This window comes from Synechococcus sp. UW179A, assembly GCF_900473965.1.
In the GTDB taxonomy this organism is placed as follows: Bacteria; Cyanobacteriota; Cyanobacteriia; order PCC-6307; family Cyanobiaceae; genus Synechococcus_C.
In genome coordinates, this window is sequence record NZ_UCNJ01000012.1 from 312,425 (window position 1) to 332,549 (window position 20,125).

Genomic DNA, 20,125 nt, shown 5'->3' on the forward strand with positions numbered 1-20,125 from the left:
CCTCTCCGAAGTAGATCATGGCTGTTTGGCAGTGAAGCGCCCGCGATGGCCGTCCCGAAGAAGAAAACCTCAAAAAGCAAGCGCAACCAGCGTCATGCTGTCTGGAAGGCCAAGGCTGCTACTGCGGCTCAACGTGCTCTCTCCATCGGCAAGTCTGTGCTGAGTGGTCGGGCTCAGGGCTTCGTTTATCCCGTTGCTGAAGAAGAAGAAGCTGAAAGCTGAGACTTCATCACATGGATCTCACGCACATCGCGTGATGCCGTGAGATCCATCACTGCACTACTCAGGGAAAGGTTTCTTAACCAGCTTGGTGGCAGTGCAGCAAGCACCATGCGGTTGAAGTCGGAAAGGTCACTCGTGCGGTAGCCGACACCACTTTGCTGTTCCAATGTGGCTAGTTGTTGCTGCTTCCATCGAGAAGACAGGTCACTACGAACGGCCCGCAAATGCCAGAGATCATCAAGGAGTGTCCAGATCTCCTGATAGTCAGCGAGTAAAGAAACGGCTCTGGAGCGCCATGTAAGCTCCAGCTCTGACAGATCTTCAACGATTTCAGTTTCAATCGAGGGGAGCGGGGATACCCCCAGAAACCACCCCTCTATCAGCACCACTTGTGGTCGTGAACTTGAAGTTCCGAATCGGTCTCCCCGGCCATTGCGAAGTGACTTGTCAAAGCGTGGAGAGGTGATCTGCCCGCTTGTTTTCCAATCATCTAGTGATTGCAGCAGCCCTTCAATGTCATGGCTGCCAGGAAGAGCTCTCGGAACAGACCAGGGATTGCCCTGCATGCTTCTCTCCAGCTGCTCCGCAGGCCAGTAGAAATCATCAAGCGAAAGATGTTCAACTGGCCATCCCAGTTGTTGTGACGCCGATTTAACCCAGCTGCACAGGGTTGATTTACCGCAACCAGGTAGGGCGCTAACACCGAGAATCACAGGCTCTCCATGACGCAGAGCCAACTCAACTCGGCTCAGCAATGGCAGACCAACGAAGGCGATCCAGCCGTCAACAACTGGCACGGACCATTGATTTCTGGCCAGATTGAGACCGCCAACCCGCTCCCATCGATGCCACCAATCATCAACGTTGGACCAATCGAGGCGTTCAAGTAAAGACAGGAGCCCGTTAGGGATCCGCTGGGGCACTGAATTAATTTGGCGATCAGGATCCAAGCTTGTAAGCCTCAAGCACCACGGCATAGACCGTGCCGATGCGCAAATTGTCGAGGGCTAGCCATGGGAGTGGCCATGGGCCAGGACGTACTTTGCTGCGCAGACGAACCATCAGTTCAATGATGAGCACCATGACCAGCACCGCTACAGGACGGTTCTGACCGGACCTCTGAAACCAGATCATCGTCACGTTGCTGCCGATGATGAAGCCAAACAGCAGAGCAAGAACCCCCACACTGCGTCGTCTCCACGGACCAATCAGGGTCTGGTTCAATAGCCTGCCGATCCGCCGCTGCAACTGGTCGTAGCGAGTGGCCTGAAGGGTCATCGCGAGGGGGCTGAAAGTAGCAACTCCAGATACTCCAGCGTGATCAGACCTCCTGCACAAGGGGGTCCACTGAAGATTCTTGCCTTCTGGTCATCCTCTCCGAGCTGATCGATCACAGCAGAAGCATGTTGCTGACTGTTTTCAAGCTCTTTATCCCATGGGGATGGGGTCAGCACACAGCGCAGACCCGCTGCACGGGCTGAGAGGAGTCCAGGAGTGGAATCCTCAAAAACCACAACAGTGGCACGATCTGATTCACTGCGTTCAAGTGCCAGTTGATAAGGGTCTGGATGCGGTTTGTGCCTCTCCACATCATCGGCAGTCACCATTCCCTGAAAAATATCGGTTAGCTCGCTTGGAAAAGACTCGAGTAAGGCAAGAACCGAAGCTTCTCCGCTGCTGGTCACAATCCACTGCTGCACATCGGCTTTGTTGATTTCCTGCAGAAGTCGACTGACTCCAGGGCGCAAAGTGATGGCTCCAGAGGAAACGACCTTGAGATAGTTCTGTTGTTTTGATTGACGTAATCGGTCCAGGAATGCAGCATCAAGCGTGTCTCCCAATCGCTCTGCATAAAACTGCATTCGCTGCCGTCCACCGGGAATGCTCAGCAATTCGGAGTAAAGCTCCTCATTCCAGTTCCAGCTGAGGCCACAGTCTGAGAAAGCCTGATTGAAAGCATGGCGATGGCCATTCAGCTCGGTGTCAGCAAGCGTTCCATCCACATCCCAGAAAACAGCCTGCAAACGGGTCATGTCGGAGATCCGATCGGGCACCAGCTTGACCGATCGCTTTTGAGGCGATGAAGCCCCACAATGCAGCTATTAATCTCCTTTGGCATGGTGGCGGGCGCCCGGGATCAGCAGTGGCGACTCCCACAACCGATCGTGGGCGACCCACTGCCTTCAGTGAATCTGCCGCTGGCTCTGAAAGCAGTCCTATTCAGACGAGGACTCCAGAGTCCTAAGCAGGTGATGGTGCTTCTCAGCGATCAACCGCTGCCGGCAGCAGATGATCATTTCCCGGAGCTGAGTTCAGCACTGACGCGGCTTAAAACTGCATGCCTCAACAAGGAGGCAGTCGCCATTTGTGGCGATTACGACGCCGATGGCATGACAAGCACTGCTCTCTTAATGCGTGCTTTTGAAGCCATGGGAGCCACTCCACAAGCGGCGATTCCAAGCCGAATGGCCGATGGATATGGCCTGAACAGCGGAATGGTTGAGCAGCTCCATGCAGAGGGAGTCCGTTTGCTGGTGACGGTCGACAACGGAGTGGCCGCTCATGAAGCTCTCGAGAAGGCTTCAGAACTGGGCGTTGAGGTGATCCTCACTGATCACCACACCCTTCCTGCCAACCGACCTAAGGCACTGGCTTTGATTCATCCTGCTACCACTCCGAAGAACTCTCCCTATGGCTGTTTGGCCGGGGTGGGACTGGCTTTTGTGCTGGCCAGAGCATTATCGGCGGAGTTGAAGAACCCTGCTGCGGTCACCACAGCAAGAGATCTTTTTTGTATCGGCACGGTGGCTGACATGGCACCACTCACCGGCGCTAATCGAACCCTGCTGAGGGAGGGGCTGGTTCATCTACATCGAAGCAGCTGCCCCGGAGTTCAGGCCCTGCAGCAACTTGCAGGCCTTGGAGACCGTCCTTTACGGGCTGATGACATCGGTTTTCAGCTGGCGCCGCGAATCAATGCGGTGGGCCGCATTGGTGAACCCTCCCTAGTGGTTGACTTGCTCACAGCTGATGACCCGAATCGTGCTTTTGAGCTCGGGCGTCAGTGCGATGCGCTTAATCGTCAGCGACGCGAGCTGTGTGATGCGATCGAAGCGGAGGCTCTTGCATTGCTTGAAAGTGATCCTTCACCCTTGCCTCCCTTTCTTTTGCTTGCACAGGGCCATTGGCATCATGGTGTTATTGGCATCGTTGCCGCACGTCTCGTTGAACGTTATCAACGACCCGCAGCTCTTCTGGCCAGTGACGGCGATGGACGCATGCGCGCTTCGGTGCGTGCACCCGATGGTTTTGCTGTTGATCGTGCGTTGCAACAGTGCAGTGAACTTCTTGAACGGCATGGAGGCCATCCAGCTGCTGGTGGTTTCACCGTTCAGGTCACTGCTGTTGCTGCACTTCATCAGGCCCTTAACGCTCTAGCGATGCAATGGCTGCAAGGCCGAGGTGAGGATGTGTTGGTGGAGCCCGAAGCGTTATTGGAACTCGATCAAATTGATCATCGTTTCTGGCAAGGCCTGCAAGCGCTGGAACCGTTTGGGGCTGGTCATCCAAAACCTCTTTTCTGGTCACGCGGTTGCCGAATCACTGACCAACAGTCCTTGCGTGGAGGTCACTTACGGCTGAAACTTGAGCAGAACGGAGTGGAGCGTGAGGCCATTGTTTGGCGCTGGCCTGAAACGGCTGTGCTCAGTCAGACCATCGATATGACGTACACCGTCACTCAGAATCACTGGCGCGGTGAGACCCGCTTCCAACTGGAGATCCAGGCTCTTCGTCCCCATCTTGAAGCGATGGAACTCCATCGTTCGAGAGGCAGTTACCGCGTCCAGCGCATCGACAGCACAAGCCTTGAGCTGATCAATCCAGAGGGCGAGTCACTGGTGAGCCGGGTCAATCGCGAGGGTGTGCTGGAAAGCGACGACAGTCGCGCCTCACACCCTTACGTTGCTGCTTTACTTCAGGAGGCTTGTATCGGCCTCGGTTTACGCCCATGAGTCCGGATAGTCGTCACGAACCAGTCCTGATTCCTGGAACGCTGCCGTCACAGAGTCGGCTCAAAGGGTTTGTGCGGCATTTCATCGGTCTTGTTCTGGTCGGAGTGTTGATTGGCCTGGCGTGTCTGCCTCTGAACCTTGTTGATGGTGTTCAGGATCATCTTTACGCCCTGATGCCGACCTCCGCCGACGAAAGTTGGACGTGGAAGGGAGTGATCGTTGCCTTCTTGCCACTCGTGGTGATGCCACTTCTGTTGCTGCTTCAGCGTGGCCCCTGGCAAGCCGGTGCAGGTTCCGGCATTCCATCCACGATGAATGGGCTAGAAGACCCTTCCCAACTGCCTAAAGCGATGGCAACAGCGGGAACAGTGCAGCGTGGGGTGCTTTGGTCAATAGCCACCGTCGCCATGTTTCCGCTTGGAAGGGAGGGTCCGGTCGTTCAGTTCGGTGCTGCAGTTGCGCGGGCTTGCCATCGACGTTTCCGCAACTGGCTGCCTTCTCTGAATGAACGGCAGATTGTGGCCATCGGTGGAGGTGCAGGTCTTGCCGGCGGGTTCAATACGCCTCTGCTTGGAGCCGTGTTCATGCTTGAAGAACTCACGGCCGACTATTCGATCGTGACGATCTGGCCCGCGCTAGTGATCAGCGTTGCCGCTGCAGGGTTCTCCAACATCGGAGGTGAACCAATGTTTGGACTCGGTGTTCTCAACGTCGCTCTACCGGAAATCGAGCAGTTGATGCTGGCTTTTCCGATCGGAATCGTCTGCGGACTCGTTGGTGGTTTCTTCAACAAGGGACTGGTTTGGCTCACAGGACGTCTTGCCCCTGTGATTAAACAAAAACCTCTGAAAACAGGTCTCTATCTCGGTGGGGGATTGACACTTCTTGCACTAATGAGCTGGGGAACCTCCACCTCTGATGGCGAATCGCTCGTGCGTCAGCTCATCGAACAGGGGATGCCCAATGCCATGGGTAATGATCGGGTATACATCAGTGGACTGACGAGTATCTGGATCACACTGGTCAGGGTGATTGGACCGATGCTCGCTTTAAGCCCTGGTGTACCTGGCGGCTTGATTGACCCTTCTCTGACCTTCGGTGCCGTTCTTGGCTACACAATCTGTGCTGTGGCAGGAATCAGCTCACAGGTCGGCATCGGTTTGGGTCTAGCTGCAGGCCTGTCAGGAGCAACCCAACTCCCGCTCGTCTCGATTGTGTTCGCCTGGAGACTGGCCGGAGATCAACAACTCTTTGCTGGAGTGGTGCTCGCTTCAGTGTTGGCTGCCTACACCGGACGCTTGGTCTGTAGAGATCCGGTGTACCACGGGCTCAGCAAACTTCAAAGAGCACCACGGCGGTAGAAGAGAATGAAGATCACTGCGGGGCCTGCAAGGGTGATTAAGGCCAGTGCAGCGAAATTGGCGATCAGGTGGAAATCGATTCCCATGAAACGTAAGCAAATAAGTGGCATGTTGCCTTGTGCAGGCTACGAGGAATGCCCCCTTCCCGTACAGCTCAAACTCAACGTCTGTGATGGCTTGTCACAGCCTCAATGGGCTGAACATGGTTCTGAGGTGATCACATGACACGTTCTGGACAGCAATGGGCCTGCATGGACCAGTGCGGTGCCTGTTGCCGATTGGCCCCTGATGAACGCCCTGAAGCCGTGGAGGCTCTTGATCCTCTTCAGCAAAAGCAATACCTGTCGATGGTGGGTGACGATGGCTGGTGCATCCATTTCGACAGTGGATCCAGACGCTGTCGGATCTATGAGTCCCGGCCAGATTTCTGCCGCGTCAGCAGTCTCTGCGGCTTGTTCGGCATTGAGGCTGATCATGCGGATTCATTTGCGATCGCCTGCTGCCGACAACAGATCCGTTCAGTTCATGGCGGTCGCAGCAGGGAACTACGTAAATTCGAACGTCTCATCCGCTCAACGGAACCTTTGTGATGACTGATTCCGGCACCACACAACGTCCTGGATTCACGACTGTTCTTCTGACAACCTTCACAACGGTTTTCCTGGCTGAGCTTGGAGATAAAACCCAGCTCGCCACACTTCTACTTTCTGCGCAATCGGGTCAACCCTGGCTCGTGTTCGGTGGAGCTGCACTGGCGTTGATCTGCTCCAGCCTGGTAGGCGTTCTGGTGGGTCGTTGGCTGTCGACCGTGATGCAACCTGAACGACTCGAGCAAATGGCCGGACTGTTGATGTTGGGACTTGGGTTGTGGCTTGGTTCCCAGGCCCTGCAGTCGTTGATCTCCGCGAACCCTCTTTAAACATCCTGCCTTAATCGATTTGCCTTTGAACTTTGTCTTGTCATGAATCTGACCTTGCTACTTTCCACGTTCGCCACGGTTTTCCTGGCGGAACTCGGCGACAAGACGCAACTCGCCACTGTTGCAATTAGCGGTACGTCCAACCGACCCTTTGCCGTATTCCTCGGCTCATCATCAGCGCTCGTCTTGGCAAGTTTGATCGGTGCCATAGCGGGTGGATCACTCTCAGGCGTTGTCCCTGCCGACTGGTTACAGCTCCTCGCATCACTGGGTTTTCTGGCGATTGGCCTGAAACTGCTTTGGCCACTTCTCAGTGGGGCGGAATCAACAGCAACGGCCGACGACTGAATCTCCAGGGTGCCAGGGGCCCTTAAGATTGAAGAATCAAGGGAAAGCGCGGTCTTTCGCTGCACGCGCACCCGAGATGATTCCTCCCGGTCCTGAAGGCCGGTTCCCGTAAACCGTTCCGATGAAATTCACGGTCGCTGACCTGCTCGACCAGGTTCCCGATGAGGGCAATTTGGAGATTGCCAAGCTTGAAAAGATTCTGCGGCTGACCAATCGATCCGAGAAACAGTCCCTCGAGCTCGCTGTTCAGGGTTTATCAAGGCTAGGAATCCTTGATCTCGACAGCGATGGAGGAATCAGCAAGGGAACAGCTGACGATTTGGTTGAAGCGCGTCTCCGCTGCAGCAGCAAGGGGTTTTGTTTTGCGATTCGCGATGACGGTGGAGACGATATCTATATCCGTGATCATCAGCTCAATCACGCCTGGAACGGTGATCGGGTGCTCGTGAGGCTGACCCGTGAAGGAGGCAGACGTCGTTCTCCTGAAGGCGGTGTGCAATGCATTCTTGAGCGAGCCACCACAAGCCTGCTTGCATCGGTAGAGCAACAGGATGAACGCGTTATCGCCGTTCCCCTGGATGACCGCTTGTTGGCATCGATTGAACTGTCTCCAGACGATGCCAGCCATGCAGCAAAACCGGTTGGCTTGGCTGTTGCCGAGGTGGTGATGGATCGCTACCCGATCGCACAGTTTGCGGCACGTGGACACGTTGCACGATCGCTACCCCTCAATGGAGGTTCGGTTGCAGATCGAGAGCTGATGCTCACGAAGGCCAATCTTCATCAGCGACCGGCTCCTCCTCGTGCAAGTTTTAAGGCACCATCAGCCAAGAAGCGTCAAGACCTCAGTGACCAACCCTCCCTGATGATCAGCGGCTGGGCTGCAGAAGGCGCTCCAGCTCTTCCAGCTGTGCATGTCATCCCCCACGACGGCGGTACTCGTCTTTGGATTCATACCCCCGCGGTGGCCGAACGTCTTAGCCCGGGGAACAGTTACGACCAGTGGCTTCTCAACCAATCGGAAAGCCTCTGTCTGGGTGGACACTGGATGCCGTTGCTTAGCCCTGCGCTCGCCAAAGCCTGTTCCTTTTCAGTCGGGGAGGTGCAAGACGCTGTGTCACTGCGTCTGGATATTGGTTCCGACGGTGAGTGGCGTCACTGGGAGTTTTGTCTGAGTCGGATTCGCCCTGTTGCTGAAGTGAATGCTGATGCCCTCCACGCTCTGGAATCTCGAAAACCAAAGTCCAGAGCAGTTCCTGCCGCTCTGAAACCAATCAAAGATCAAATTGGTCAGCTGCAAACACTGATTTTTTGTGCAACAAAGTTGCAAGAAGCTGAACGAAGAGAAGGCCGAATTGAACTGGATCTCAAGCGTGCTCAGGCCGACGATCTGTGTGATCTCAACAACGTGTCGCCCGATGGCGATGGTCAGAGCTGGTCGACGCCACTCAACACCAGTTGCCCTAATTCAATCCTTTCAGTGCTCATCAGGCATGCCCATCGTGTCTGGGAAGAGCACAGTCGCCAACTGGGTTTACCTTCGATTATTCTTGATGCTGCGCCGTCGGATGACGCTGCTCTCAATGACGTTGCCAAGGCTGCCGTAGCGCTGGGCGTTCCTCTTGAACTGGATGAAGACGGAGCACCCACACCGTCCGAGCTGGCCCTGGCTTTGGCGAGCAGTGATTTGAGCCATGTTCTTAATCTTCAACTCAGGCATGCATTACCTGAGAGTCTTTATCGAGCATCAACAATCAGCAAGCAATCCAGTCCGGCAACTTCTGAACCGTCATCCAGCGAGTTCGCTGCGGATCAGGCATCGAATCACGGTGCTGATAACAGCGATGAGGATGGGTCGGGCAATCAACATCTCAATCCATTTGCACCGTGGTGCTGCCCAACGCTGCATCAGGCCGATGTGATCAACCAGCAGGTGCTGTGTTCCCTGCTCAACGACGGGAAAGATCGTCCAACGGTGCGTCAGAAAAACAAAATCAAACTGGGGGAAAAAGGTGCTGCAGCTTCAGTGAGCTGGCCATTGTTTACGGCTTCTCAAGAGCAAAAAATCATAGAAATGATTCGGGAACGCACCGTGCAGAGGTTGAATGTGCGTCGTCGCCAGGTTGAAGAGCTGAAACGTGATGTGCTGGCAATGGCCAAGGCTCGCAGCGCTGAGCCGATGCTCGATCAGCTTCAGACCGGTGTGATCAGTGGAGTTCAGAGCTACGGATTCTTTGTTGAGATTGCTCCTTCCATGGTGGAAGGCCTTGTTCATGTGAGCTCACTGAATGATGACTGGTACGAATATCGATCAAGACAAAATCGTCTCGTTGGCCGCAGAAGCAGGCGCGTTTATCAGCTGGGTGACACCGTTGAGGTAAAAGTTCTCAAGGTTGACGTGCTGAGAAATCAAATTGATCTTGAAGTGGTTCCTGCCACGACTCCTGTTTCCGACGATCCCCTGCCAGTGGCTGTGAGCGAGGAATGATTCCCTATGTGATCGGCATAAGCGGAGCCTCAGCTCAACAGCTGGCTGAACGCACTTTGCAGTCGATGTTGCGCCGTGATCTGAGTGTGCATGTGATTGTCAGCCGTGGCGCCCATGGAGTCTGGCGAGCGGAACGATCCATTTCAGTTCCTGTAGACCCCAGGCTTCAGGAACGCTTCTGGCGTGATCGACTTGGTGTCAAGGAAGGGCAACTCATCTGTCATCGCTGGGACGATCAATCAGCTGTTGTCGCCAGTGGCAGTGTTCCCACCAAAGGCATGGTGGTTGTGCCCTGTTCCATGGGAACAGTTGGTCGTCTGGCGGCTGGACTTGGTGGTGACTTACTTGAGCGTTGTGCTGATGTCCATCTCAAGGAAGGACGTCCCCTAGTGATTGCACCTAGGGAGATGCCCTGGAACCTGTTGCATCTGCGTAACCTCACGACCCTCGCGGAAGCTGGAGCAAGAATTGCTCCACCGATACCGGCTTGGTACACCCAGCCTGAAAGCATCGACGACATGCTCGATTTTCTGGTGATGCGCCTTTTTGACTGTTTAGGGGTATCGCTCACGGATCAGAAGCGTTGGCAAGGACCACAGTCATGACTCCACTTCAACGCCTACTGCTGATCCCTTGTCTTTCACCGCTTCTACTGACCTTGCTTGTCGCTGGTCTCAACCTCGGAAAGATAGGCAGTCTTCGCATCCTCACCTGGGAACTACCCAACCTTCCTCTGGGCGTATGGATGGCTGTGGCCGCCACATCAGGCGCCGTCCTTGGATCTGGTGGTGTCTTGGCGGCCGGATCTTCAAATCAGCAAACCCTGCAACGGGAGGTTCGGCGACCGTATACGTGGCAGGAAGAAACTCCAGAGCAGAACACTGAGCGTGCTGCCACTGCAGCAGCAACCATGCCCTGGCCCGAGAGAGACCTTCGTGAACCTGCGCCCACCGTATCTGTTCCCTTCAGGGTGATTCGCACTGGTCGACCATCGAAAGACAGTGTTGCTGAGTCGGAGCTGAAGGAGAGGGCTGCTTCCAAGCCTGCTGAGACCTCAACAACAGTTACTGATGATTGGAATCAGCCGATTCCATCAGATTGGTGAAGCTGGTGAGAAGTGCCCTGGGCTGTCTACAGTCCCGCGAACGATTGATGTCCGGTGAGCGAAACCCCCGACACTCCTGCCAAGCCTGAACCGCCTGAGGTGCCGGCATCGACTTCAAGTGCAAAAGGTTCTGCTGAGGCTGAGGTGACAGTCTCTCCAGACCAGTCCGAACCAGCGGCAGCAGCGGATAAGCCCGCCAAAACCGAAGCAGCCGTGCAAGCAGCATCAGCAGAAAAAGTCGAATCAGCGGCAGTAGCGGACAAGCCCGCTAAGACCGAAGCAGCAGCAGCAGCGGATAAGCCCGCTAAGACCGAAGCAGCAGCAGCAGCGGATAAGCCCGCCAAAACCGAAGCAGCCGCGCAAGCAGCATCAGCAGAAAAAGTCGAATCAGCGGCAGTAGCGGACAAGCCCGCTAAGACCGAAGCAGCAGCAGCAGCGGATAAGCCTGCCAAGAGCGAAGCAGCCGCGCAAGCAGCACCAGCAGAGAAAGTCGAACCAGCGGCAGAAGCGGATAAGCCCGCTAAGACCGAAGCAGCAGCATCAGCGGATAAGCCCGCTAGGAGCGAACCAGCGGCAGAAGCGGATAAGACCGCCAAGACTGAAACGTCTTCCAAACCCGATGGAGGAGAGAAGAAAGACCCAGCGCCCAAGAAGGCTGCCGTCGTCAATGCTGACAAAGCTTCCAAGTCAGACAGTGCAGATAAACCGGTCAAGCCTGCAAAACCTGCTCCAAAACCCAAACCGGAGGACAAGCCCTTTGCCAGCTTCATCCAGGAGGATCTGCTGCCATCACTGACTCAATCCTTGATCGATCGCGATCAGGCTCCGATCAGTCTCGTGTTGGTGGAGGGAGAACGACCGGTGGTGGGTGGTCGTTGTTGGATGGTTCAAGGTGAATTACCCGCAGGGCGACGCTTCTGGCTCTGCTTTGAATCCGATGCGATTTCATCAGGCAAGACGATTGCCCTGGCTGAATCCGGGTCAGACCCAAGTCTGCTCGAATCATTCCTGATCGATGAGAAACGCATCAACCAGGCCCTGCTTGAATCGCGATTGCTTCAACGACTCAATGGACAGAAGTGGTTCGGAGGCAACTGATCCAATGGGTTACATCAAGCCCCAGCTGTGCCATGGCTGCATTTACGATGAACAAACCATACGTTGGATCTGATGGTGCCTCCTACCGCTGTGAATGAAGCAAAATCCGGGGGTTCCGGCATCGCCGTAAAAGATCCGGTCAAGGACACAATCCTCACTCCGCGCTTTTACACAACGGATTTTGAGGCCATGGCGGAGATGGATCTCCGGCCTAATGAGGCTGAACTGGAGGCAATCTGTGAGGAATTCCGCAAGGACTACAACCGTCACCACTTTGTCCGCAACGGGGAATTCGACGGTGCAGCAGAGAAACTCGATCCCGACACGCGACGCGTTTTTATCGAGTTCCTTGAACAGAGTTGTACCTCTGAATTTTCAGGTTTTCTTCTTTACAAGGAGCTGAGCCGTCGTATCAAGGCAAAGAACCCTTTGCTCGCGGAATGCTTTGCACATATGGCCAGGGATGAAGCCAGACATGCTGGCTTCCTTAACAAATCCATGAGCGATTTTGGACTTCAGTTAGATCTGGGATTTCTTACCGCAAACAAGAAATATACATTCTTTAAGCCTAAATTTATTTTCTACGCAACTTACCTTTCTGAAAAAATAGGATATTGGCGTTATATCGCGATTTTCAGACATCTTGAAAAAAATCCAGAGAGTAAAATCTTCCCAATTTTCAACTTTTTTGAAAACTGGTGTCAAGATGAAAATCGTCATGGCGACTTCTTTGATGCCTTAATGAAATCTCAGCCGGAAACGGTTCGTGGTCTACGCGCGCGACTTTGGTGCCGCTTCTTTCTGCTAGCCGTCTTCGCCACGATGTACGTCAGGGATGTGGCTCGGAAGGAGTTTTACGAGGCCCTTGGTCTTGATGCACGTGAATACGATCGAATTGTTATTGACAAGACCAATGAAACATCTGCTCGAGTTTTCCCTGTTGTCCTTGATGTGAAGAATCCCCGGTTCTATGAACGTTTGGAAAAAATTATCGTTAACAACGAGTCTTTGGAATCCGTTGATAAAAGTTCTGCACCAAAACCGCTCAAATTTGTACGCAAACTTCCACATTGGATTGCTAACGGAGCACAGATGGCTTCTCTCTTCTTGATGTCACCTGTACGAAGCGAAAATTATCAGCCCAGTGTGCGCTGATGAACTCAACTCTTCAAAAGTCTTTGGCTGGGTTCAATAATCTGGACCCAGGCCATCATCCCTGGCGTCAGCGGCTCGACTCATTGCTGAATCTTGGGGTCAAAGCTGGAGCTGATCTTGTTGAAGTTTTTCTTGAACGCACAGACCATTTAGGTGTCCTTGCTGAACAGGACAAGATCACAAGCGTGAGTCCCTCGTTTGGCATGGGAGCAGGAATCCGTGTGTTCCGTTCCGGAAGAGATGGTTTCGTCAGCACCAATGATCTCAGCGATCAAGGGCTGGAAGAAGCTCTTCAGCAGGCCCTGGCCATGCTTCAGCTCAATGCATCAACGCTTGAGGCAGCTAGCGGATTTGACGGGCTTGGTCCACTTCGCGACTATGGGTCTTCAAAAAACAACTGGCTGGACAGCACGCCTGATTTGGTGACGATCACTCAGCGCCTGCTCGAAGGAACTGACTGCCTGCAGAAGCGTGGGCAGCACCTCGACGTGCGTCGTGGCAGTTTCGCTCGCGACTGGCAGGAGGTGCTGGTGGCAGCTAGCGACGGAACATTCGCTCGTGACATCAGGCTGCATCAGTCCAGTGGTCTGAGCGTGCTGGCCGCTGATGGTGAACATCGCTCCAGCATTGCGCGTCGATATGGAAGCACCGATCGACCTGACGATCTTTGCAACTGGAACGTTGATGCCTCTGCTCAAGAGGTCTGTGACAGTGCTGTGAAAATGCTTCGCGCTGATTACGTCGACGGTGGCCAGATGCCCGTGGTGTTGGCCAATCGCTTTGGTGGTGTGATCTTCCACGAGGCTTGTGGCCACTTGCTTGAAACCACCCAGGTTGAACGTGGCTCTACACCTTTTGCTGACAGCATCGGAGAAAGCATTGCCCATTCAGCCGTTACCGCGATCGATGAAGGCATGAGTGGCGGCGCTTTTGGATCCATCTCAATGGATGATGAAGGGATGGAGCCGCAGAAAACCGTCTTGATTGAGAACGGAATCCTGCAATGTTTTCTCAGTGACCGAGCCGGTGAAATGCGTACGGGACATGCCCGCACTGGAAGCGGTCGTCGACAGAGTCATGGTTTTGCTGCTGCAAGCCGTATGCGCAATACCTACATCGCTGCAGGACCTCATAGCATTGATGACTTGATCAGTTCCGTTGACCATGGTCTGTATTGCAAGTCAATGGGGGCAGGCAGCGTAGGTGCCACCGGTCAGTTCAATTTCTCTGTTGAAGAGGGTTATCTGATCAAAAATGGTGAACTTGGTCAACCCGTCAAAGGCGCCACGCTGATCGGCGATGCCAAAGAAGTTATGCCCAGGATCTCGATGTGTGCAGATGACCTTGAGCTTGCTGCCGGGTACTGCGGATCTGTCAGCGGCAGCGTGTTTGTGACCGTGGGTCAACCCCACGTGAAAGTGGATTCAATCACCGTGGGAGGTCGTTGATCTTGGCCGACGCACCACTCAATGTCAGGTCACTTCAAGATCAACTCCATTCACTGGCCAGTCGTGAAGGAATTTCGAAATGGGATCTGGGCGCCAGTCGCAGCAGCAGCGCTTCGGTTCAAGTTGATCGTGGTCAGGCCAAACAGCTGAAAGCTTCACAACGCAGTTCGATCACCATTCGAGTGTGGAACCAACAGGGGTTGGTTGGCATCACAAGTACCTCTGATCTTTCTGATTCAGGTCTGGAAAGAGCACTGATGGGGGCTCACCAGGCGAGTGGTTTTGGAAATCCAGATGATGTTCCTGGCTTTTCCCCTCTCGCAACGGCACCCGAACCGGATTTGCACCGTCCACTTCAGGATGCACAGGGCATTCAGAGGCTTCTGAATCAATTGCTCGATGCAGAAAAACAACTGCTGGGTCGTCATCCTGCGATCGGCACACTTCCCTACAACGCCATGAATGAGGGTAGTAGTGAACGCATCTACCTAAACAGTGAAGGTGCCTTGCGCCAGGCCCAGCGCACTCAAGCGAGCATTTTCTTGATGGCACGGGCTGAGGAAAGTGGTCGCAAACCCCGCAGCGGTGGGGCAGTTCGGATCGCTCTTGGCAGCCGCGATCTTGATCTAGCGGGATGCATTAATGAAGCGGCAGAACGCACCATCAGTCATCTCAACTATCAACCGATCGACACTGGCCGTTATCTCGTGTGTTTTACGCCCGAGGCCTTTCTTGATTTGATCGGGTCATTCAGCAGCATGTTCAATGCACGTGCCGTTCTTGATGGTGTGAGCCTCAGCAAAGCCAGCTCGATAGGCGATCAACTAGCTGTTCCTTTTTTCAATCTCACGGATAACGGTCTACATCCTGCCCATGTTGGAGCGATGCCCTTCGATGGAGAAGGAACGCCAACTCGACGCCTTCCTTTGATCCATGAGGGATGCCTTGAGAACTTCCTACATTCCGAAGCTACCGCTCGTCATTTCGGCGTTGATCCAACAGGTCACGCAGGGATGGGTGCCAAGGTATCAGTCGGTCCCGATTGGTTTGAAGTTAGTCGCACTGCTTCGATGAGCACTGGAGCTGACCATCTAGACCACGCCAACACCAGTGACAGTTTCGTTTTAATTGAAAGTCTTAGTGCCCTTCATGCCGGTGTGAAAGCCAGTCAAGGAGCGTTCTCCCTGCCATTCGATGGTTGGCTGGTGAAAGGTGGGGAACGCATTTCCGTTGAAGCAGCAACCGTGGCTGGAGACATCCGGGAACTCTTACGTTCGATCGTTCATCTAGAGCCCAAATCCGTAATCACCCATGAAGGAGTCAGTCCCTACGTTTGGGTTGATGGTTTGGCGATCACTGGTGAAGCCTGAACAGTCATTGCTGATTCGTTGGTCGTGAAAATCCTGTTCTGGGGTACTCCTATGTATGCGGTGCCCACATTGGACGCACTGGTGAGTGCGGGACATCAAATTGTCGGTGTTGTCACTCAGCCTGATCGCCGCCGAGGGCGAGGTAAACAACTGATGCCCTCAGCGGTGAAGGCACGGGCACTGGAACTCGGTCTGAACATCTACACCCCGGAGAAAATTCGCCGAGATCATGTCTGTCAACAGCAGCTTGTCGATCTCGGTGCTGACATCTCTGTCGTGGTGGCATTCGGACAGATACTGCCCCCAGAAGTGTTGACACAGCCACCTCTGGGGTGCTGGAACGGCCATGGCTCCCTGCTGCCCAGATGGAGAGGAGCAGGCCCAATTCAATGGTCAATCCTCGAAGGTGATGCTCAGACCGGAGTTGGTGTGATGGCGATGGAGGAAGGGCTGGACACCGGTCCTGTGCTCATGGAAAGGAAGCTCGATATTGGATTGCTTGAGAACGCGCATCAACTCGGTGCACGACTGAGTCAACTCACAGCCGAGTTGATGGTCGAGGCCATCCCACGGATTGAAAGCGTCGGACCAGGGCCTGAAGAGGAGCGACTTCGTCAGTTGGGCGTGCGCTGCCAGGCTCCGGACATCACCTATGCACGGATGCTCGTTAAAAGTGATTACCAGGTCGACTGGTCCGATTCAGCACTGGCAATTCACCGCAAGGTGATGGGGCTCTTTCCAGGAGCAATGACATTCTGGAAGGGGAAGAGACTGAAATTGCTGTTCACTGAACCGCTGATCGAACGGCTTCGAAACGAGCTGAGCCCAAGCGCCCAACAGATGCTTGGTCGCTGGCCCACCGGTCAATATCTAGCTGGAACGGTTTTGGACACCAGTGAGGCTGGTTTAGTGGTGAGCAGTTCGGGTTGTCCGCTGCTGATCCGTGAAGCACAACTGGAAGGCAAGAGTCGGAGCAACGGGCGCGCTCTTGTTCAGCAATTGCAGGCCAGTGCAAGCGACACGCTGGGCTGACCTAAAAGCACGCCCTTGGCGCTGGTTAGCGTCTGCGCTGGCGTGATGCTGGGGTTGCGCTGCCACGAGTGCGTTGGTTGTTGCGTTGATGACTGCGCCGTTTACCGCCTCCGAGGTCCAGAGGTGGTGCCGTCAAAATCGTTGGCTCGAAGCCCTTCACCTGTTCTTTGGGCAATGTTTCGCCTGTGAGTCGCTCAATGGCCTTCAGTAAGAGGGATTCCTCAGCGGCAACCAACGAAATGGCATGACCGGTTTCACCAGCGCGTCCAGTCCGCCCAATGCGGTGGACATAATCCTCGGCGATGTTGGGAAGGTCCAGGTTGACCACGTGCGGCAACTGCTGAATATCGATTCCCCTTGCAGCTATGTCGGTTGCCACAAGCACCCGCACACGACCTTGCTTAAAGCCCTGAAGTGCACGGGTACGAGCACCCTGGCTCTTGTTGCCGTGGATCGCGGCAGCTTCGAGTCCTTCCTTGCTGAGTTTCTCCGCGACCCGATTGGCCCCATGCTTGGTCCGCGAAAACACCAAGACCTGACGCCAATTCCCACTTCTAATCAGATGACTGAGAAGATCTGATTTTCGTTTCATGTCACAAGGGTGAACGACCTGCTCGACGGAACGTGCGGTCTGATTTTCAGGAGTGACCTGAATCTGCAGTGGTTGATGCAGCAACCCTGTTGCCAACTTTCGGATTGGTGGGCTGAACGTGGCGGAGAAGAGCAGGGTCTGCCGTTGTTCGGGCATCAGCCGAATCAATCTGCGAATGTCGTGGATGAAGCCCATATCAAGCATCCGATCCGCTTCATCCAGCACGAGGCATTCCAACTGGTCAAAACACACGACACCCTGCTGATGAAGATCAATCAGTCGGCCCGGTGTCGCTACCAGCAGATCGACACCTCCCTGAAGCCGATCGATCTGGGGATTAATTTTGACTCCACCGAACACCACATCACTGCGCAACGGAAGGTGATGCCCGTATGCACGCACATTCTCATGCACCTGAGCTGCCAGTTCACGGGTGGGGGTCAAGACCAGCGATCTCACCTGACCACGACCAGAGCGCCTTCCATGCCGAAGTCGTTCGAGCATCGGCAGGGTGAATCCAGCCGTTTTGCCAGTACCGGTTTGCGCAGCAGCCATCACATCGCGACCACGGATCACCGCTGGAATTGCCTGTTCTTGAATCGGCGATGGGTGGATGTACCCCTTCTCTCTCAGCGCCTTGAGAAGGGGTTCTCCGAGTCCCAGGTGTTCGAAGCCGACCTGTGAATTGACCGTGACAAAGGACTCGCCGATCGTGTTGGAGCCGAATCTTTCACCCTAGGAGGCGGCCAAAAACCCTTCTTTGACAGTGTCTAGGGCTGCAAAGAACCACTCAAATAATCTTCCAAACAGCATTTTCAGGAATCTCTGGAGCAGCGTGTGGATCGGATGGTTCTTGTTGCGTCACCCGCCAAGCGGGAACCCTGGTATCGCGAAAGTTGCCATGTTGAATCAGCACTCCTTCCTGTTCATCTGTGGTGGCATAAAACCCTCCTTCCCAATGGGACTTCTGATTCAGACCACCACGAAACCAGACCCAACAGCGTTCACGTTTCATGGATGTCACTCAGACCAGTGACTGCAACGCTCGCATGGTCCTTCCGGAATGACGGCACAGCGCATGAGTGGACTTCGGGCATTGAAGCGACAGGCTGGATCACCAATGACCCATCCATGCTCAAACCAGCGAGCATCGGCTGGTTGCTTCTGGGGTTTGACCATCAGCACGACTGAACTCAATTGATAACGACCGGAATGCAGTCGGTAACGGTGGCGGCACTGCATCACGAGAAAACTGTTGTGTTCGTGGAGGAACCAACGGCCTGGAGAAGGTGGCTCATCAAGCTCAACACGATCGAGCAGTTGCTCACTGCCAGTCTGTCGGAGTTCCACAAGCATGAGCTCAAGACTCCTCTGCTGCTGGAGATTCACGCAGCGAAAATCCCCACATCATCAAACCAACCACAGCTGCAAGAGTTACCAGTTCTGATGGATGCAGGGTCGGCAGAGCCATCAACGCCAGCAATTTGAGACCCACAAATCCGACGGCTAAGAAACCGGCTGTTTCCAGTCTTGGATAAATCTGCAGCCATCGGATGAAGAGTCCTGAGGTGAAACGCAAAGCGACCACTCCGATCAAGGCACCCGTCAACACAAGTAGCAACTGATCACTGATCGCAACCGCTGCCGCAACACTGTCGATTGAGAAGGCGAGGTCAGTGATTGCCAGGGTCAGCACGGTTCGATTGAAACAAACCGAAGTGATCAATGTTTCCTCTGAACCCTCACTGATCTGATCTGGTGAAGAATTCCAGTGACTTATGCAAAGCCAGAGCAGATAAACGCCTGCAATAAATTGAATTGGAGGAAAAGCGAGAACATATTGCGCCATCAAAATCAGTCCGACGCGCAGACCGAACGCCATCAAAATGCCGAGATTTAACGCTCGACGTTCCAATTGAGGATCACGCTGTTCTCGCGCGATTGCTGCTAGGGCAATCGCATTATCGGCCGACAGAATCAACTCGAGTGTGATGAGAACTGGCAACAGCGGCAGCAGTTCACCCAGCTGGTCAACGCCATCCAACCAGGCAGTGAGTGACGACAGTGCAGCTGCATCCATACCTACAGCCTAGAAATGGAAGACATTGATTAGTGGAATGCGAACCCACGCCCAGCTCTGCCACATCAGTGCCGAACGATGCGTTGTTCTCGTTGAGGCCTATGAGGGAACCACACCGCTCGGAAGCTCTCTCGGTGAGGGCCACAGCGTCTCAGAGGCAGAGGATCAAGCTCTCGAGCGACTGCGTTCAAGGTTCTTCTTTTCCTCGAAACCAACCGAAGACAGGGAAACACCAAACACGTCCGCTGAGGCAAGTGTTGAAAGCAAAATGCAGCTTGATGGATCGAAGCAGCCAATGCCGATCAAGCGCGTCGCCCCATCTGACATAACGACGTCCGAAGAACCCAAGCAGCTCCCGCAGTCCTTGCAGACCCAGTCAACTCCCCCTGCCGATGCTGCCGGAATTGTGGAGAGGGGACCTGATCGTCAACCGCCTAGCGAAGCACCGATCGATCCAGAAGACTGGAGTGAGGAGCTCACCGCCATTGATCTCGAACTCCAGAGGGTGGGATGGGATCGCGACAGTGAAAAGGTCTATCTCGAGCGAGCCTTCGGTCATGCGAGTCGCCATCGGCTCACACGCTTCAGCGATCTTGTGTCGTATCTCAAACGTCTTCGAGATCTTTCGGTCGGAAGTGACCCACTGCATGCAGAGATTCCTTTACGTCGATCAGATTTAGTCATACAGGGCGATGAAATTCTCAAACGCCTGCAATGGAGTCAGCAAGAGGCGAAGGACTTTCTGAACAAAAACCTTCAGGCCAATTCAAGACAACAACTCTCCGATGAACAACTTTTGAGTTTTAACATGATGCTTGAAGAGCAACTGCTTGATTTATAACCTCCAATCTCTGTTGAAAACTCAAATACCCAAGGACAGTGTGATGATTACTC

At 54.3% G+C, this 20,125-nt stretch carries 23 protein-coding genes and 1 pseudogene; 16 read left to right on the forward strand and 8 right to left on the reverse strand.

What is annotated here, in order from left to right; translation table 11 throughout:
* The first annotated feature begins 45 nt into the window (after nucleotides 1–45).
* Nucleotides 46–222, forward strand: coding sequence for a 50S ribosomal protein L32 (gene rpmF / locus DXY31_RS06085; protein ID WP_114992884.1), 177 nt, complete (start codon nucleotides 46–48; stop codon nucleotides 220–222).
* Here rpmF and DXY31_RS06090 read toward each other — a convergent pair.
* From DXY31_RS06090 to DXY31_RS06100, 3 genes are read right to left on the reverse strand one after another with little or no spacing between them, the layout of a single operon-like run.
* A complete protein-coding gene (locus tag DXY31_RS06090; protein WP_244279576.1) occupies nucleotides 186–1,172 on the reverse strand; it encodes a kinase in 987 nt (328 codons plus the stop codon). The two genes, rpmF and DXY31_RS06090, sit on opposite strands and share 37 nt — an antisense overlap.
* Nucleotides 1,162–1,500, reverse strand: a complete 339-nt coding sequence (locus DXY31_RS06095; protein WP_114992885.1) for a DUF565 domain-containing protein — start codon at nucleotides 1,498–1,500, stop codon at nucleotides 1,162–1,164. The genes DXY31_RS06090 and DXY31_RS06095 overlap by 11 nt, the downstream gene beginning before the upstream one ends.
* Nucleotides 1,497–2,255, reverse strand: a complete 759-nt coding sequence (locus DXY31_RS06100) for an HAD-IA family hydrolase (protein ID WP_114993108.1) — start codon at nucleotides 2,253–2,255, stop codon at nucleotides 1,497–1,499. Before DXY31_RS06100 ends, DXY31_RS06095 begins: the two co-directional genes overlap by 4 nt.
* Before the next feature lie 84 nt (nucleotides 2,256–2,339).
* Here DXY31_RS06100 and recJ point away from each other — a divergent pair, with 84 nt between their 5' ends.
* Nucleotides 2,340–4,235 carry a single-stranded-DNA-specific exonuclease RecJ gene (gene recJ, locus DXY31_RS06105; RefSeq protein ID WP_114993109.1) on the forward strand — a complete coding sequence of 632 codons (1,896 nt, stop codon included), beginning with the start codon at nucleotides 2,340–2,342 and terminating at the stop codon, nucleotides 4,233–4,235.
* On the forward strand, nucleotides 4,232–5,596 hold the full coding sequence (locus DXY31_RS06110) for a chloride channel protein (protein WP_114992886.1): 1,365 nt from the start codon (nucleotides 4,232–4,234) through the stop codon (nucleotides 5,594–5,596). Before recJ ends, DXY31_RS06110 begins: the two co-directional genes overlap by 4 nt.
* Here DXY31_RS06110 and psb30 read toward each other — a convergent pair.
* Nucleotides 5,575–5,682, reverse strand: coding sequence for a photosystem II reaction center protein Ycf12/Psb30 (psb30, locus tag DXY31_RS06115; protein ID WP_007100063.1), 108 nt, complete (start codon nucleotides 5,680–5,682; stop codon nucleotides 5,575–5,577). The genes DXY31_RS06110 and psb30 overlap by 22 nt on opposite strands.
* A 135-nt stretch (nucleotides 5,683–5,817) precedes the next feature.
* Here psb30 and DXY31_RS06120 point away from each other — a divergent pair, with 135 nt between their 5' ends.
* The 11 genes and pseudogenes from DXY31_RS06120 to fmt all read left to right on the forward strand — a co-directional run bounded on the left by DXY31_RS06120 (nucleotide 5,818) and on the right by fmt (nucleotide 16,559).
* Nucleotides 5,818–6,186, forward strand: coding sequence for a YkgJ family cysteine cluster protein (locus DXY31_RS06120; RefSeq protein WP_114992887.1), 369 nt, complete (start codon nucleotides 5,818–5,820; stop codon nucleotides 6,184–6,186).
* Entirely contained in the window at nucleotides 6,186–6,515 is a 330-nt protein-coding gene (locus tag DXY31_RS06125) for a TMEM165/GDT1 family protein (protein WP_114992888.1), read from the forward strand. Before DXY31_RS06120 ends, DXY31_RS06125 begins: the two co-directional genes overlap by 1 nt.
* A gap of 42 nt (nucleotides 6,516–6,557) precedes the next feature.
* Nucleotides 6,558–6,863, forward strand: coding sequence for a TMEM165/GDT1 family protein (locus tag DXY31_RS06130; RefSeq protein WP_114992889.1), 306 nt, complete (start codon nucleotides 6,558–6,560; stop codon nucleotides 6,861–6,863).
* 121 nt (nucleotides 6,864–6,984) lie between these two features.
* The gene (locus tag DXY31_RS06135) at nucleotides 6,985–9,351 is read left to right on the forward strand and encodes an RNB domain-containing ribonuclease (RefSeq protein ID WP_114992890.1); all 2,367 of its coding nucleotides are present in this window, start codon (nucleotides 6,985–6,987) and stop codon (nucleotides 9,349–9,351) included.
* The gene (locus DXY31_RS06140) at nucleotides 9,348–9,956 is read left to right on the forward strand and encodes a flavin prenyltransferase UbiX (protein ID WP_114992891.1); all 609 of its coding nucleotides are present in this window, start codon (nucleotides 9,348–9,350) and stop codon (nucleotides 9,954–9,956) included. The genes DXY31_RS06135 and DXY31_RS06140 overlap by 4 nt, the downstream gene beginning before the upstream one ends.
* Entirely contained in the window at nucleotides 9,953–10,456 is a 504-nt protein-coding gene (locus DXY31_RS06145) for a hypothetical protein (protein ID WP_179949437.1), read from the forward strand. The genes DXY31_RS06140 and DXY31_RS06145 overlap by 4 nt, the downstream gene beginning before the upstream one ends.
* Nucleotides 10,457–11,173: 717 nt before the next feature.
* Nucleotides 11,174–11,554, forward strand: a pseudogene (locus tag DXY31_RS17530) (DUF2996 domain-containing protein); the annotation flags it as partial.
* Between the two features lie 72 nt (nucleotides 11,555–11,626).
* Nucleotides 11,627–12,709 (forward strand): magnesium-protoporphyrin IX monomethyl ester (oxidative) cyclase, encoded by a 1,083-nt coding sequence (gene acsF / locus DXY31_RS06155; protein WP_114992892.1) that lies wholly within the window; start codon nucleotides 11,627–11,629, stop codon nucleotides 12,707–12,709.
* On the forward strand, nucleotides 12,709–14,157 hold the full coding sequence (locus DXY31_RS06160; RefSeq protein WP_114992893.1) for a TldD/PmbA family protein: 1,449 nt from the start codon (nucleotides 12,709–12,711) through the stop codon (nucleotides 14,155–14,157). Before acsF ends, DXY31_RS06160 begins: the two co-directional genes overlap by 1 nt.
* A 2-nt stretch (nucleotides 14,158–14,159) precedes the next feature.
* A complete protein-coding gene (locus DXY31_RS06165; RefSeq protein ID WP_114992894.1) occupies nucleotides 14,160–15,527 on the forward strand; it encodes a TldD/PmbA family protein in 1,368 nt (455 codons plus the stop codon).
* 24 nt (nucleotides 15,528–15,551) lie between these two features.
* Nucleotides 15,552–16,559 carry a methionyl-tRNA formyltransferase gene (gene fmt / locus DXY31_RS06170; RefSeq protein WP_114993111.1) on the forward strand — a complete coding sequence of 336 codons (1,008 nt, stop codon included), beginning with the start codon at nucleotides 15,552–15,554 and terminating at the stop codon, nucleotides 16,557–16,559.
* A 25-nt stretch (nucleotides 16,560–16,584) separates the two neighbouring features.
* Here the strand turns inward: fmt and DXY31_RS06175 are convergent, their stop codons facing one another.
* Complete coding sequence (locus DXY31_RS06175) at nucleotides 16,585–17,727, reverse strand: DEAD/DEAH box helicase (protein ID WP_244279578.1); 1,143 nt, start codon at nucleotides 17,725–17,727, stop codon at nucleotides 16,585–16,587.
* Here DXY31_RS06175 and DXY31_RS17535 point away from each other — a divergent pair.
* Nucleotides 17,635–17,835 (forward strand): hypothetical protein, encoded by a 201-nt coding sequence (locus DXY31_RS17535; RefSeq protein WP_244279615.1) that lies wholly within the window; start codon nucleotides 17,635–17,637, stop codon nucleotides 17,833–17,835. The genes DXY31_RS06175 and DXY31_RS17535 overlap by 93 nt on opposite strands.
* A 106-nt stretch (nucleotides 17,836–17,941) precedes the next feature.
* On the opposite strand, the gene DXY31_RS06180 is transcribed toward DXY31_RS17535, so the two are convergent.
* Genes DXY31_RS06180 through DXY31_RS06190 form a run of 3 tightly spaced genes read right to left on the reverse strand, consistent with a single transcriptional unit; the run spans nucleotide 17,942 to nucleotide 19,231 of the window.
* Nucleotides 17,942–18,166, reverse strand: coding sequence for a hypothetical protein (locus DXY31_RS06180; RefSeq protein WP_114992896.1), 225 nt, complete (start codon nucleotides 18,164–18,166; stop codon nucleotides 17,942–17,944).
* Nucleotides 18,167–18,171: 5 nt separating this feature from the next.
* On the reverse strand, nucleotides 18,172–18,507 hold the full coding sequence (locus DXY31_RS06185) for a DUF6464 family protein (protein WP_114992897.1): 336 nt from the start codon (nucleotides 18,505–18,507) through the stop codon (nucleotides 18,172–18,174).
* Between the two features lie 4 nt (nucleotides 18,508–18,511).
* Nucleotides 18,512–19,231, reverse strand: coding sequence for a DUF475 domain-containing protein (locus tag DXY31_RS06190; RefSeq protein WP_114992898.1), 720 nt, complete (start codon nucleotides 19,229–19,231; stop codon nucleotides 18,512–18,514).
* A gap of 37 nt (nucleotides 19,232–19,268) precedes the next feature.
* Between DXY31_RS06190 and DXY31_RS06195 the strand changes: the two genes are divergently transcribed.
* A complete protein-coding gene (locus DXY31_RS06195) occupies nucleotides 19,269–20,072 on the forward strand; it encodes a hypothetical protein (RefSeq protein ID WP_114992899.1) in 804 nt (267 codons plus the stop codon).
* Nucleotides 20,073–20,125: the final 53 nt, after the last annotated feature.

Excerpts from the sequence above, each read along its gene's own strand:
- rpmF (WP_114992884.1), top strand. The coding sequence starts at position 46 with ATGGCCGTCCCGAAGAAGAAAACCTCAAAAAGCAAGCGCAACCAGCGT.
- DXY31_RS06095 (WP_114992885.1), bottom strand. The coding sequence starts at position 1,500 with ATGACCCTTCAGGCCACTCGCTACGACCAGTTGCAGCGGCGGATCGGC.
- DXY31_RS06100 (WP_114993108.1), bottom strand. The coding sequence starts at position 2,255 with ATGACCCGTTTGCAGGCTGTTTTCTGGGATGTGGATGGAACGCTTGCT.
- recJ (WP_114993109.1), top strand. The coding sequence starts at position 2,340 with ATGGTGGCGGGCGCCCGGGATCAGCAGTGGCGACTCCCACAACCGATC.
- DXY31_RS06110 (WP_114992886.1), top strand. The coding sequence starts at position 4,232 with ATGAGTCCGGATAGTCGTCACGAACCAGTCCTGATTCCTGGAACGCTG.
- psb30 (WP_007100063.1), bottom strand. The coding sequence starts at position 5,682 with ATGGGAATCGATTTCCACCTGATCGCCAATTTCGCTGCACTGGCCTTA.
- DXY31_RS06120 (WP_114992887.1), top strand. The coding sequence starts at position 5,818 with ATGACACGTTCTGGACAGCAATGGGCCTGCATGGACCAGTGCGGTGCC.
- DXY31_RS06125 (WP_114992888.1), top strand. The coding sequence starts at position 6,186 with ATGACTGATTCCGGCACCACACAACGTCCTGGATTCACGACTGTTCTT.
- DXY31_RS06130 (WP_114992889.1), top strand. The coding sequence starts at position 6,558 with ATGAATCTGACCTTGCTACTTTCCACGTTCGCCACGGTTTTCCTGGCG.
- DXY31_RS06135 (WP_114992890.1), top strand. The coding sequence starts at position 6,985 with ATGAAATTCACGGTCGCTGACCTGCTCGACCAGGTTCCCGATGAGGGC.
- DXY31_RS06140 (WP_114992891.1), top strand. The coding sequence starts at position 9,348 with ATGATTCCCTATGTGATCGGCATAAGCGGAGCCTCAGCTCAACAGCTG.
- DXY31_RS06145 (WP_179949437.1), top strand. The coding sequence starts at position 9,953 with ATGACTCCACTTCAACGCCTACTGCTGATCCCTTGTCTTTCACCGCTT.
- acsF (WP_114992892.1), top strand. The coding sequence starts at position 11,627 with ATGGTGCCTCCTACCGCTGTGAATGAAGCAAAATCCGGGGGTTCCGGC.
- DXY31_RS06160 (WP_114992893.1), top strand. The coding sequence starts at position 12,709 with ATGAACTCAACTCTTCAAAAGTCTTTGGCTGGGTTCAATAATCTGGAC.
- DXY31_RS17535 (WP_244279615.1), top strand. The coding sequence starts at position 17,635 with ATGCCGAAGTCGTTCGAGCATCGGCAGGGTGAATCCAGCCGTTTTGCC.
- DXY31_RS06180 (WP_114992896.1), bottom strand. The coding sequence starts at position 18,166 with ATGAAACGTGAACGCTGTTGGGTCTGGTTTCGTGGTGGTCTGAATCAG.
- DXY31_RS06185 (WP_114992897.1), bottom strand. The coding sequence starts at position 18,507 with ATGCTTGTGGAACTCCGACAGACTGGCAGTGAGCAACTGCTCGATCGT.
- DXY31_RS06190 (WP_114992898.1), bottom strand. The coding sequence starts at position 19,231 with ATGGATGCAGCTGCACTGTCGTCACTCACTGCCTGGTTGGATGGCGTT.
- DXY31_RS06195 (WP_114992899.1), top strand. The coding sequence starts at position 19,269 with ATGCGAACCCACGCCCAGCTCTGCCACATCAGTGCCGAACGATGCGTT.